This window comes from Secundilactobacillus kimchicus JCM 15530, assembly GCF_001433995.1.
Lineage (GTDB): Bacteria > Bacillota > Bacilli > Lactobacillales > Lactobacillaceae > Secundilactobacillus > Secundilactobacillus kimchicus.
Genome location: NZ_AZCX01000001.1, coordinates 410,258 through 423,590 on the forward strand (window position 1 = coordinate 410,258; position 13,333 = coordinate 423,590).

General features: G+C 45.4%; 14 protein-coding genes. All 14 read right to left on the reverse strand.

Going from position 1 to position 13,333, the window contains the following annotated elements:
* Positions 1–66: 66 nt before the first annotated feature.
* The 14 genes from FC96_RS02065 to pdhA all read right to left on the reverse strand — a co-directional run bounded on the left by FC96_RS02065 (position 67) and on the right by pdhA (position 13,187).
* The gene (locus FC96_RS02065) at positions 67–549 is read right to left on the reverse strand and encodes a ComE operon protein 2 (protein ID WP_056941817.1); all 483 of its coding nucleotides are present in this window, start codon (positions 547–549) and stop codon (positions 67–69) included.
* Between the two features lie 62 nt (positions 550–611).
* Positions 612–1,280 (reverse strand): helix-hairpin-helix domain-containing protein, encoded by a 669-nt coding sequence (locus tag FC96_RS02070; protein ID WP_235804704.1) that lies wholly within the window; start codon positions 1,278–1,280, stop codon positions 612–614.
* Positions 1,281–1,378: 98 nt separating this feature from the next.
* Complete coding sequence (locus FC96_RS02075) at positions 1,379–2,428, reverse strand: SepM family pheromone-processing serine protease (protein ID WP_056941818.1); 1,050 nt, start codon at positions 2,426–2,428, stop codon at positions 1,379–1,381.
* A gap of 3 nt (positions 2,429–2,431) precedes the next feature.
* The gene (coaD, locus tag FC96_RS02080) at positions 2,432–2,914 is read right to left on the reverse strand and encodes a pantetheine-phosphate adenylyltransferase (protein ID WP_056941819.1); all 483 of its coding nucleotides are present in this window, start codon (positions 2,912–2,914) and stop codon (positions 2,432–2,434) included.
* 1 nt (position 2,915) lies between these two features.
* Positions 2,916–3,476, reverse strand: coding sequence for a 16S rRNA (guanine(966)-N(2))-methyltransferase RsmD (rsmD, locus tag FC96_RS02085; RefSeq protein WP_056941820.1), 561 nt, complete (start codon positions 3,474–3,476; stop codon positions 2,916–2,918).
* Positions 3,476–3,766, reverse strand: a complete 291-nt coding sequence (locus FC96_RS02090) for a YlbG family protein (protein ID WP_054659680.1) — start codon at positions 3,764–3,766, stop codon at positions 3,476–3,478. Before FC96_RS02090 ends, rsmD begins: the two co-directional genes overlap by 1 nt.
* Positions 3,756–4,919 (reverse strand): FtsW/RodA/SpoVE family cell cycle protein, encoded by a 1,164-nt coding sequence (locus tag FC96_RS02095; protein WP_056941821.1) that lies wholly within the window; start codon positions 4,917–4,919, stop codon positions 3,756–3,758. Before FC96_RS02095 ends, FC96_RS02090 begins: the two co-directional genes overlap by 11 nt.
* A 137-nt stretch (positions 4,920–5,056) precedes the next feature.
* Entirely contained in the window at positions 5,057–6,898 is a 1,842-nt protein-coding gene (gene typA, locus FC96_RS02100) for a translational GTPase TypA (protein WP_054659682.1), read from the reverse strand.
* Between the two features lie 113 nt (positions 6,899–7,011).
* Positions 7,012–7,797 (reverse strand): inositol monophosphatase family protein, encoded by a 786-nt coding sequence (locus FC96_RS02105; RefSeq protein ID WP_056941822.1) that lies wholly within the window; start codon positions 7,795–7,797, stop codon positions 7,012–7,014.
* 12 nt (positions 7,798–7,809) lie between these two features.
* Positions 7,810–8,091 (reverse strand): UPF0223 family protein, encoded by a 282-nt coding sequence (locus tag FC96_RS02110; protein WP_056941823.1) that lies wholly within the window; start codon positions 8,089–8,091, stop codon positions 7,810–7,812.
* A gap of 224 nt (positions 8,092–8,315) precedes the next feature.
* Positions 8,316–9,740, reverse strand: a complete 1,425-nt coding sequence (gene lpdA / locus FC96_RS02115) for a dihydrolipoyl dehydrogenase (RefSeq protein ID WP_056941824.1) — start codon at positions 9,738–9,740, stop codon at positions 8,316–8,318.
* 7 nt (positions 9,741–9,747) lie between these two features.
* Positions 9,748–11,046: a 2-oxo acid dehydrogenase subunit E2 gene (locus FC96_RS02120; RefSeq protein ID WP_054659685.1), complete on the reverse strand. Its 1,299-nt coding sequence runs from the start codon at positions 11,044–11,046 to the stop codon at positions 9,748–9,750.
* A gap of 45 nt (positions 11,047–11,091) precedes the next feature.
* Positions 11,092–12,069 (reverse strand): alpha-ketoacid dehydrogenase subunit beta, encoded by a 978-nt coding sequence (locus FC96_RS02125; RefSeq protein WP_056941825.1) that lies wholly within the window; start codon positions 12,067–12,069, stop codon positions 11,092–11,094.
* Positions 12,070–12,071: 2 nt separating this feature from the next.
* Complete coding sequence (gene pdhA / locus FC96_RS02130; protein WP_056941826.1) at positions 12,072–13,187, reverse strand: pyruvate dehydrogenase (acetyl-transferring) E1 component subunit alpha; 1,116 nt, start codon at positions 13,185–13,187, stop codon at positions 12,072–12,074.
* Positions 13,188–13,333 lie beyond the last annotated feature (146 nt).

Here is a 13,333-nt window from a genome sequence, read left to right on the forward strand (position 1 = left end):
AGTGAATGGCCATAGAAGCACCCACTGATTAAGGCAACGAGAATCGCTACCCAAATAATCGTTTTATTAATGGTCAGCTAGGAAGGAATCAAAGGAAGCCTGTTCAATCATCTCGGTATCCATTTCGACATGATTAACCGTAACGTTTTTGAGTTTAATCAATGATAACGCGTAAGGATCATTGTTGTAGTTACGAAGATATGAAATCTTTTTGATACCGGCTTGTAGCAACATCTTCGTACACTGTAAGCACGGAAAGTCAGTCACATATATCTCGGCACCGTCCGTGGATTCACCAAATTTAGCGCACTGTAAAATTGCGTTCATCTCAGCATGGATCGTTCGCACGCAATGACCATCGACCATGTAACATCCCTCGTCTAAACAGTGAACATCACCCGAAACGGAACCGTTATAGCCACCAGCAATGATGCGCTTATCGCGAACAATTGTGGCGCCTACGGATAAGCGATTACACGTACTTCGACTCGCTAACAACACCGACTGCATCATAAAGTACTGATCCCATGGAATTCTCTTTTTTGGCATGCGCCCATCTCCTATTTTTTGTTTCAGTATATCAAATCCAAGGAGCGCTGACTAATATCGATTTAGACTCGAAGTTGCGGTTTAAGTCGTTCTAGTGTTTTATCACCAAATCCTGACACGTTCTTCAAATCATCAACCGACTTAAATTGACCGTTTTGTTCCCGGTACTGAATGATTTTTTCCGCTTTTTTCTCACCAACGCCATCTAATTGCTGAAGTTGCGTCACATCGGCATTGTTAAGGTCCACTTCAGGCGCTTGCTGCCCTCCTTGACCAGTAGTTGCTTGTCCGGTTCCCATAGTACCAGTTGTGCCCTGAGGGGCCTTCTCGCCACGCTGCGGGATAAAGACGACTTGTTGATCTGTCACTCGTTGCGCTAAATTCACTTGCCGTTGATCCGCTTGTTTTGTAAAGCCACCCGCTTCTTGGACAACGTCCACAATGCGCATGTCTCCGGTCATCTTTTTAAGACCAGGATCGTGGACCGCGCCTTTAACGTCGACATAAATAGCACTTGGCGCTGAGGAATCACTAGCGGCGCTTGAAGCCACAGCACTAGCAGAAGTGGCACTAAACATTTGTTCACTCGTCTCTCCATCGCCCATTTCTGACGAGGTCGCGTCACTCGTTGATTGGGTCGCCATAAAAACCACCATTGCCATCAAAACCAAGATTGTTGCAATCCCGCCAATGATAACCTCACGAACGTGATCAGCCAAAATTTCCTTCATCTTTTCCAACCTAATTCCTCCTTTCAGATACTTTCAACTACTCAACCAATTGAAAAAAACGCCTCAAAAGGATAAAAATCCCTTTGAGGCGTTCATCATTAATGGGTTTTAAGATACTGTAAAGCTTCTTTAAAGGTTTTAACTGGGACAACCTTCATCTTAGGTGCAACTTTTTTAGCTGTTTCTTTCGCTAATTGATAATTCGTCTGGTGCTCTTCTTCCAAAGCTAAGAGTGCTTTAGTGGGTTTAACATAGGGCGCAAAGAAAATGGTTGCGCCTGCTTTGTTAGCGGCCACAATTTTTTTATCAATACCACCAATTTCACCGACGCTACCATCTGGATTGATAGTCCCCGTCCCAGCAATTTTACGCCCATGACGAATATCTTGACCCGTCAACTGGCTATATATCTGAAGGCTAAACATTAGGCCCCCCGACGGGCCACCAATCTGACCTGGGTCTACTGAAATTTGAGGTTGCGTGGTCACTTTAACGTTATCCGTTAAGCTGATCCCAATTCCGGCTTTTTTCGTGGCTGATAGTCTGATGAGCGGCGCAGCGACCTGACCTGATTTTGTTCCACGTTGATAATTGACCCGGAGCTTATCGCCCACTTTTTTAGCCCGAATATAACGTTGAAACCCAAAAGCATTCTTAAAGTGGTGACCGTCAACTTTAGTGATCGTGTCACCAACCTTTAACCGGCCGTTAAATTTCGACTGCTTTTGCATCGCCATGACATAAATGCCCAAGTATTTTTTATCGACCTTTGCCCCAGCAGCCTTAGCCGCGACAGCTTTGGCTTCATTGATAGCGCTTTGCATGTAAAACGTCTGCATCCGCATATAAGTCGCGCCGCTCTGACCACCGGTCACACTTTGCTCATCTTCAATGGTATGGTATGGCAATACCTTGGCTAATAGGTAACTGACCGGTCGCGCCTGGGCGAGCCGGACCGAAGTTATCATAAACGCGCCCTTTTTGCGGTCGGGATGATTCTTAATTTTAACGAACGCACTGAGGTTATCGGCCGATCCAGGCGACTCTATATAATCAGATAACGGCCATAAAAAAGCCCACAGCACGAAACTAACCGCAAGAATACTGACGCCAATCCGGACACTTTTACGCTTAAAAAACGACCGCATAGGTTATTGGTCACCCCGCTTCGCTAACAGTGCTCTGTGAACTGCCGGTGGTACTAATCCAGAAATGTCGCCACCAAAAAACAGAACTTCTTTTAACACTGACGACGAGATAAAGGTATCTTTGGGGTCTGCCAATAAGAAAACTGTTTCTATGTGGTGCTCTAAGTAGCGGTTCATATTCGCAATCCCCGCTTCATACTCATAGTCCTTACTATTTCGAATGCCCCGAACAATTACGGTTGCTTGCACCTCTTTGACGAAGTTAACAGTCAGCCCGTTCTCGGCTCTCACCGTGACATTTGGCAAATCAGCAACGCTTGCTTCAATCATCGCAACCTTCTCATCACTTGTGAAGAGCGCTTTTTTGGCGGTGTTAGTCCCCACCGTCACAATCAACTTGTCAAATAACCGACTCGCGCGCTGAATCAAGTCAAGGTGCCCAACTGTTAACGGGTCAAAACTCCCTGGAAATACGGCAACTGTCATATTACGACTCCTTTTCAACATGGAAAATACTGATTCTGGTAATCCCATACTCTTTTTGTTCAACAAGGTGGGCAGCCCCTACCCAATTCTCAAATGTGGCTTCAAGATTGGTTTCACAGACAATAATACAGTCTTGGTTTAACAGATTTAGTGCCTGTAGTTGGCGGATTTCACTAGCGATTTTTTGAGCCTTATAGGGTGGATCAAAATAAACCAGATCAAAAGTCAAACCTTGCTCACTAAGTCGTTGAATCACCTTATCTGCGTCACCCTTAATGAGGCTGAATTTATCCGGCTCCTTAGTGACGTCAATGTTTTGTTCAATCGTTTTAATTGCGGCAGCTTGCCGATCAATTAAAACGGCGGCGGAAATGCCTCGGGACACTCCTTCGATACTGAGACCGCCAGAGCCCGCAAAAAGGTCAAGGCTTCGCCCACCGTTAAAGTACGGCCCAATAATGTTAAAAATGGCTTCCTTTACTTTATCGGTCGTCGGGCGGGTTTTCATTCCAGGAACAGCCCGTAACCGGCGGCCACCATATTCACCAGCAACAACACGCATTAAACTTCATCCTCCTCTTGCGACTGGCCACCCTGAGCTGGGGTCACTTGGTCTAGGTTCAAGAGTTCAGCTAATCGTCGTCTCGGTGACCGAACAATTCGCCGAACGAATTTTAATTGTTTTAAGCGACTAACCGTTTCCTCAACAAGCTCATCATTCATATAAATAACGGCATACCGCATGCGCTTCGACACATAATCAACATGCCCGTAGCGCTTCAACTGACGAACTTGTCTTAAACTAGAAACGTAGACGACTAAACTGGTTCGAGCCTGAAGTTCAAACATCATGATTTCGCTCCTTCCGTTCACGGGTACTGATATTTAGTAACGTTCCTAGCGCTAGGGTCAGGGAAAACATACTTGACCCCCCATAACTAATAAACGGGAAAGTCACTCCGGTAATGGGTAAAACTCCAGCCACACCGCCAACGTTAATCACCGCTTGAACTGTAAAGTAAGTCGCGATGCCATAACAAAGCAATGCGTAGTACCCATTGGTAGAACGAATGCCAAGCTGGACAGCGCGACCAATAATAATCGCAAGTAAAATTAAAATAACAACAATGCCTACTAACCCCAATTCCTCACCAACAATCGCCATAATAAAGTCAGTATTGGGTTCCGGTAAGTAGCCGCGTTTTTGAATAGAGTTCCCTAAGCCGACTCCAAAAAGACCACCATTACTCAGTGCATAATAGGAATTAACTAATTGGGCACCCGCTGAGCTAGCATGACCAAACGGATCAACGAAAGCTAACACTCGTGCCAGTTTGTAAGACTTAATAGCACCACTTTCTGACAATTTAACGGCGATAGGAAATAAAATGCAAACAATAAAGGCGACGGTGACGACGAGAATCCGAAAACTTCGCCGCCACGGGATACCGCTGGCCAGCCACATCATAAAACAAATGGCTGCGATGATTGTAGCCCCTCCCATGTCGGGTTGAAAAAACACTAACAATATGATTAAAGCACTCATGATAAGGGGTTGGCGCATCGTACGCCACCACTCCCCATTCAATAACCGAGTCTCCCGATTTGAACGAGTGATAAAAAAGGCGTTAATAATAATCAATATAAACTTTGCAATTTCAGCCGGTTGAATGTTAATGGGTCCTATCCGAATCCAGCCAGCCGCCCCATTGACCGTTTGGCCGAAAAATAGCAAACCAAACAGCAGGACCATGACCCCCAAATACCCCAGCCCCATTACTACCGGACTCTTTAAGATTGTAATGTTGATTGAGGTCATGAAGTAAGTAATCCCAAAACCAATCACAACAAAAAGGGCTTGCCGAATAAGGTAGGAAATCGGGGTCGTTCCATTCTGAGCCGCAACATTGGAGCTTGCCGAAAATACCATAATAATTCCAATAGCACATAATAACAGGTACGGAATTAAGATGTAATAGTCAATTTGTTTTATCCTTGAACTCATGTTTTCAGACCCCACCAATTTCAATCTACTGTTTTGTCACTCCTACGATTATATCATAGGTTGCAATTTTCGATACGGCGCTTTTAAAAACCTTTGAAAACCAAAAAACCCTCTCAAATGAGAGGGTTTAATACTAGCTACTTTGCGTTTGACCGCTTTTTCTTAGCTGCTTTTTCTCGAGAGTTGGTGTCCAGAATCTGCTTTCTCAACCGAACGTGATCCGGCGTTACTTCACAGTATTCATCATCGTTCAAGAATTCGAGTGATTCTTCCAATGAGAAATGAGTTGGCGTCTTAATCCGTGCCATATCATCAGAACCAGCTGCCCGGACGTTAGTCAGGTTTTTACCCTTAGTGATGTTAACTGAAATGTCGTTTTCACGACTGTTTTCACCAACAATCATTCCTTCATAAACATCAGTACCTGGATCAATTAACAACCGACCACGACTTTCGATTCCCATCATAGCATAAGTCGTTGCTTTGCCAGCGTTCATGGAAACTAAAGTTCCCTTCTTCCGGCCTGGGTTCCAGTTCTTAATAACTGGCATGTACTTTTCAAAGGTATGGTTCATGATTCCGTATCCACGCGTCATTGACATGAATTCGGTTGAGTAACCAATCAAGCCACGACTAGGTGCCAAGAACGTCAAACGAGTCTGACCGTTATCGGTACTTTCCATGTTTTGCATTTCACCCTTACGTTGAGACAGAGAATCGATCACGCTACCGGTGTATTCTTCTGGCGTATCGATTTGAACCTCTTCAAATGGTTCGCTTAGCACACCTTCAACGTCGCGGTAAATAACTTCTGGCCGTGAAACTTGTAATTCAAAGCCTTCACGTCGAAGTGTTTCAATCAGAATAGACAAATGCAGTTCCCCACGACCGGAAACAATCCAGGCCGCTGGTTCATCAGTATCGTCAACTCGTAATGAAACATCGGTTTCCAATTCAGTCCGAAGACGGTCTTCCAATTGACGGCTTGTCACAAACTTCCCATCCTGACCCGCAAACGGTGAGTCATTGGTCCGGAAAGTCATCTGCAAGGTTGGTTCATCAATCCGAAGAATTGGTAAGGCTTCTTGGTTAGAAGAGTCTGCTACCGTTTCACCAACGTTAATGTCTTCCATACCAGAAACGGCAATTAAGTCACCAGCTTTGGCCTCTTCGATCTCAAGACGCTTCAACCCAAAGTAACCAAACAGCTTAGTCACACGGAAGTTCTTCGTTGAACCATCCAACTTCATCACCGTCACATTATCGCCAACTTTGATAGTGCCACGGAAAACCCGGCCAATTCCGACCCGGCCGACGAAATCGTTGTAATCAAGCATCGCCACTTGGAATTGAAGCGGTTCGTCTGAGTTGTCGATTGGGGCTGGAATGTGTTCAACAATAGTGTCGAAAATTGGCTTCATTGTGTGTTCTTGAGTAGCTAAATCAGAATCATAACTTGAAGTTCCGTTCATAGCACTCGCATAAACCACAGGGAAGTCAAGCTGATCTTCATCGGCACCAAGTTCAATAAACAAGTCAAGAACTTCGTCCACAACTTCTTCAGGACGGGCACCTGGACGGTCCACCTTGTTGATGACAACAATTGGTGTCAGGTGTTGTTCAAGGGCCTTTTTCAGCACAAATCGCGTTTGTGGCATCGTTCCTTCGAACGCATCAACAACCAGCAAAACACCGTCAACCATTCGCATGATCCGCTCAACTTCACCACCGAAGTCAGCGTGTCCTGGGGTGTCCAAAATATTAATTTGCTTATCACCGTAACGAACGGCGGTGTTTTTAGAAAGGATCGTGATCCCACGTTCCTTTTCAATATCGTTCGAATCCAACGCCCGGTCGGCAATTTGAACGTGTTCGTCTAAAGTGTCGGATTGCTTCAACAGTTCGTTAACCAAGGTTGTTTTACCGTGGTCAACGTGGGCGATAATTGCAATGTTACGAATATCATCTCTAGTTTTCAAAAATGTATCTTCCTTTCACTTAGCAACTCGATTTCAACAAACGAAGATTCGGAAGTTGTTCAAAGGGCTGCCGAACCTGACGCCATAAAAAAACTGTGACAGAGCCGTCACAGTCAGCCGTTTTGACCGATGATTGGTAGAATGTCGCGTTGTGCATTCTCCGTTGCTACCATTACAAAACCTGATGATAGCATATCAAGCGGTTGCCCGTCAATAGTTGAAGTGACAAGGCCAAGAGTTTCTCCCAAAATTTTGCCAGCTGCAAAATCCCACGGCTTTAAGTACGACACATAGGTAATAATTTTTCCCGTTAATAAATGAATCATCTCAATTCCGGCCGAACCATAGACCCTGACTCCTGAACTTTCATCGGCAGCCTGCAATAGGTTAAATCGGTCATGAATCAGCAGCGGTGCACTCAAGCTGACGAGGCCATCAGCAAGAGCAGTATTGGCGGGTTGATCTAATTGCACATCGTTTTTAAACACGCCTAGGTTTGGTCCCCCAGAATAGAGTTCATCATTCATGACGTCGTAGATGTAGCCTAAAACACCTTGGCCATCAATGTATAACGCAACCATGATGGCAAAATGATCCTGCTGCTTGACAAAATTCATTGTGCCATCAATTGGGTCAACAATCCAAATCCAACCCTTTTCACGGTTAATTTGATCGCCAAATCCTTCTTCCCCTAAAACATGACTGTCAGGGGCGTAATTTTTGATTTTTGTAATCAGAAACTTTTCATTTTCCTTATCAACGTTCGTCACCAAATCCTTGCGACTGCTTTTTTCATTGACCGTTAGTCGCTCAGTCATCTTTGTCAAAACAAGCGTCCGCGCCTGACGGAGCCATTGTTTCACATTTCGATCAATCTGAATTAATGTTAAATCGTCCATTTTCCACCTCCGTTACGACATTTTGATCATTTTTTTCTCACTATTTTTTGCGGCCTGAACCGTTTTGTAAATACTATAATTACTAACCTGTTCAAACTGGCGGCCTAAATTTTTCTCTAGCGCCTTGCTATCGACAACTGTTTTAAATTGTAAATAACTCGCTAATAATTGCGCCCGGTTGACCCCTTGCGGTAACTCGTACGCATCTTCTACGTGACGGTATAGCGTTGTGACCGTCTCGATATCCTTCGCCGACCAATCTGGCTCCAGTGGGTACTGATAGTTTGTTTTCACCGTTACCCTCCTCGTTATCAACCTAACAGGTGGCTTACACCACGTTTCTTCTTTTCATTATAAAGAAAACCTCACGAAGCGCAACATTTAACCCTACGCCACGTGTTTTTCCAACATGTTCAACAACTTTCTTTGCCTCAACAGTTCATAAAACCCGTTTAATCACGAAAAGAGGAGGTAAGCTAGCCTGCTTACCTCCTCTTTATAAAACGTCAACCAATCAATTAAATATGGGTTGGGAATCCAATCGCAATATCAGCCGCTTCTTGAATCGGTTCTGATAGCGTTGGGTGTGGGTGAATGGTCAATGCAATATCTTCAACATTCATCCCACCATTAACAGCCAGACTCAATTCAGCAATTAAGTCCGATGCGCCAGGTCCGACCACTTGAGCGCCTAAGACGTTTTTTTCGTCCTTCGTGTAAACCAGCCGAACAAATCCATCAGGCTGATCAAGAGAGACAGCTCGAGCATTACCAGCAAATGGGAACTTGGCCGTTGAAACCTCGATTCCCTTATCCTTAGCGTCTTGCTGGGTTAACCCAACCGTTGCTAATTCTGGGTCAGCAAAGCAGACTGCTGGTACTCCGACCCAATCATTGGCCGTCTTATTGCCAGCAATGGCACCGGCAGCAGTTTTAGCTTCAAAAAAGGCTTTGTGAGCCAGCGCCGGACCCGGAACAATATCACCGATTGCCCAAATGTTCGAAACACTGGTACGACCCTGCTCGTCTACTTCAATTAAACCACGGTCAGTCGTCTTAACATCGGTCATTTCGAGCCCGATATCGTCAGTATTTGGTCGCCGACCAACAGTGACCATGCAGTAATCTGCTTTAATGTCTTGGGCTTTCCCGTCAACTTCATAAGTAACGGTCACACCGTTAGCATCCTGAGCTGATTTCTTAGCCATGGCACCGGTGACGACATCGATGCCCTTCTTCTTCATTTCCTTCAAAACAACGGCAACCATATCTTTGTCAAAGTTTGGCAAAATAGAGTCCGTTCCTTCAAGAATGGTCACATGAGAGCCGAGGTTTGCATAAGCACCAGCTAATTCAGTGCCGACGTACCCGCCACCAATCACAACAAATTCTTTTGGAATTTCTGGCAAGTTCAAACCACCCGTCGAGTCAATGACCCGGCCTTCAAATTTGAAACCAGGAATTTCAACTGGTCGACTTCCAGTTGCAATGATCAGGTTTTTAAACTCAATTGTTAGTCCGTCATCGGCACTCATAAACTGCTTTGGTCCCGTTGAAACAACCCGGAGCCGCGAATTTGAGTCCAGAACGGCTTCTCCTTGTAAGACATCAACTTTGTGTTTCTTAAGCAACATCTTAACGCCGCTGGTCATCCGATCAACCACAGAGTGTTGCTTCCAATCTTGCGTCTTTGAAAAATCAATACTTGGTTGTTGTGTCGTGATTCCAAAAACAGCAGCATCAGCAGCTTCTTGGAAACGGTGACCCGCGTTAATTAATGCTTTGGATGGCACACATCCGACATTTAAGCACACGCCGCCTAAAGTATCAGATTTTTCAATAACCGTCACACTTTGCCCGAGCTCAGCGGCTCGAATTGCGGCTACATAGCCCCCAGGTCCTGCTCCGATAATGACGGTATCGCGCTTTTCAACATCTGCCATATTATGGTCATCCTTCCATTAATAACAATTCCGGTTCATGGAGCAATTCGTTCATTAGGTTCAATGCTCGTTGAGCTAATGCGCCATCAATCAAACGGTGATCGTAGCTTAACGATAGTTTCAGCATGTTGCCAACTTCGATTTCCCCATCTTCATTGACGTACGGTTCCTTAGCAATCTTACCGACCCCTAAAATTGCGACTTCAGGTTGGTTAATTACTGGTGTGAAGAAACCGCCACCAATTGAGCCAACATTACTGATCGTAATGGATCCGCCTGACATTGCGTCGGCACTAAGTTTGTTATCCTTAGCAGCTTGCGTGTTTTCAGTGATTTCTTTGGCAATCTCAAACATGCCTTTGGAATCAGCGTTCTTCACGTTTGGCACATACAGACCGTGGTCCGTATCCGTCGCAATCCCGATGTTGTAGTAGTGCTTATAAACGATTTCTTCACTTGCCATATCCAATGAAGCGTTAAATTCAGGGTATGCCTTCAAAACAGCGACTAACGCTTTAACAATGTATGGTAAGAAAGTTAAATGGATGTCTTGATCAGCAGCCCGTTGTTTATACTTCTTCCGGTTAGCCATCAGTGCTGAAACTTCGACGTCTTGGAATGAAGTAACGTGAGGTGAAATATCCTTTGATTCACGCATTGCTTTAGCGATTACTTTACGAACCATTGACATCGGTTCGCGGGTTTCCAAATCAGGTTCGGCTGACTTGTAAGGCTTAATTGGTGCAGCAGCCGGAGCAGGTCCAGAAGCAGCTGGGGCAGCTGGGGCAGCTGGAGCAGCGGCACCGTTAAAGTTATCAATATCAGCTTTTAAAATCTGGCCGTGATTCCCACTTGGCGTAACGGTGCTAATATCGATCCCCTTGTCGCGGGCGTACTGCCGTACAGACGGCATTGCTAATACAATCTTATTCGGATCAGAAATCGCTGGAACACCAGTAGCGGGTGCAGCTGCAGCAGGTGCTGGCGCAGCTGGTTCTGGCGTTGCTGCTGGTTCTGGTGCCGGTTCAGCCGTGTCCGCACTACCACTGTCCTCCGGCGTATCAGCAGAACCGTCGTCGATTTCAACAAGCGTGTCACCAATCTCTGCTGTTTCGCCTTCCTGTTTAACAATCTTCTTAATCGTTCCATTTACAGGTGAAGGGAGTTCAGAAACAGACTTATCGTTTTGGATTTCAACTAACGGGTCATCTTCCTTAACGGTGTCTCCTTCTTTAACTAGCCATGAAGCGATTTCGCCTTCGGCCATACCTTCACCAAGCTCTGGGAGTTTGAATGCAAAAGCCATGGAAAAACTTCCTTTCTATTATCACAAAGTATTGCTAGGTACGACCTAGTAATTCAGGATCTCGCGCGCCTTTTCTTCAATATCGTCGGCGTTTGGTAACCAGTCATTTTCAACCTGAGCCCAAGGATAAACTGAGTCTGGTGCTGCAACCCGGCCAATTGGGGCGTCAAGGTTCATGATTGCATGTTCTGCAATTTCTGAAGCGACTTGAGCGCCAACACCGGCCATCTTTTGAGCTTCTTGAACAACAACTACTTTGTGGGTCTTTTCAACTGACTTAAAGATTGTATCGGTGTCAATTGGTGATAATGACCGCAAATCAATGACTTCAACGGAAATGTTTTCCTTTTCCAGCTTTTCAGCCGTCTTCAATGCTTCGTTGACTTCGGCACTGTAAGCCACAATTGTGAGGTCGGTCCCTTCTTTGACGACCTTAGCCGTATCTAGTGGCACCGTGTACTTGCCTTCTGGAATTTCATCCTTCATTGACCGGTAAAGCTTTAAGTTTTCCATGAACAAAACCGGATCGTTATTTTCAACTGCTGAAATAATCATTCCTTTGGCATCGTATGGGTTAGATGGGGTCACAACCCGCAACCCTGGCGTCCCGACAAAGTAGTTTTCCAGGTTGTCGGCATGCATTTCAGCGGTATGAGTCCCACCACCAAACGGCGTCCGAATTGTAATCGGCATCGCCCGCTTGCCGCTAAACCGGAACCGGTTTCGGGCCATTTGGCCTCCGATTGAGTCAACGGCTTCAAAGGTAAAGCCCATGAATTGAATTTCAGGGATTGGGCGCCAACCAGTTGCTGCTAGCCCGATTGATAACCCTAAAATCCCAGATTCCGCAAGGGGTGTATCGAAAACTCGGTCTTCACCATACTTATCTTGAAGGCCTTCCGTTGTCCGGAACACACCGCCGTTTTTACCAACGTCTTCACCGAAGATCAAAGTTTTTGGATCTTCGCCCAAGACAACGTCTAAACCATCTGTAATTGCTTTGATATAAGTTAATTTAGCCATGGTTACTTCGACTCCTTTGCTTCAAATCTTGCAATGTCAGCTTTGACTTGAGGTGTCGGTTCTTCAAACGTCGTCTTCAACATGTCAACAACTGATTGCGTTGGTGTGTTTTCGGCCTCTTTCATTGAAGCCTTGAAGTCATTCTTGTATTCTTCAACAAGCTTGTCTTCTTGTTCTTGTGACCATAATCCTTTATCCGTTAATACTTTTCTCATCCGAATCAATGGATCAGCATCGAACCAAGGTTTTTCTTCTTCCTTAGTCCGGTAACGTGATGGATCGTCACCAGCTGATGAGTGAGCCCCAAACCGGTAAGTTAAGGTTTCAACTAATGCTGGACCGTTACCGGCTGCTGCAAATTCGCGGGCCTCTTTAGTGGCAATGTAAACGGCCAAAACATCCATCCCGTCAACCTGAACACCAGGAACACCTGAAGCAACACCCTTTTGAGCCAACGTTTCAGCGGCTGTTTGCGTCTTTCGTGGTACGGAAATGGCCCAACCGTTGTTTTGAACCATAAAGACTGCAGGGGCTTGGAACGATGAAGCAAAGTTGATTCCTTCGTAGAAGTCACCCTGAGACGTCCCACCATCACCGGTATAGGTGAAGGCCACAGCATCTTTTTCACCGTTTTTCTTTAACCCTAAAGCGGCTCCGGCTGCTTCGACGTATTGAGCACCAATAATTATTTGTGGGAACCAAGCACGAGTATCGCCATAATCGTCGCCGACGGCATTTCCTTTTGACCAGAGGAAGCCTTGGGTGACACTTGCCCCGTGTTGAATAAGTTGTGGTAAGTCACGGTAAGCTGGGAACAGCCAGTCCTTGTCGGTAAAAGCAGAAACTGACCCCATTTCTGATGCTTCTTCACCAAAAGTTGGAGCATAGAACCCTAACCGGCCTTGGCGGGAGAAGTTCATGGTCTGTTCGTGCAAGGCGCGCTCCCAAACCATTTTTTTCATGAAATCTACCAGCTCTTCGTCTGAGAAACTATCGAAAAGTTCTTGATTCACAATCTTACCTGTTTCATCCACTACTTGGAGTGGCTTTTTGTAAGGATCGCTCATCTTGGCTTTAATTGATGCAAAATCAATTGTCTGCCCAGTCTTTTTCGCCATAACTAACACTTTCCTTTCCGTGTATATGCAAACGCAGTCCGCTCATTTTTTGAAAGCGTTTGCTTTCTCAACTACGACTCTAAATTAACACGCTTTCACAAATCGTGCAAGCCCTTTCATTACTTTTATATCGCAAAATGCTCCGA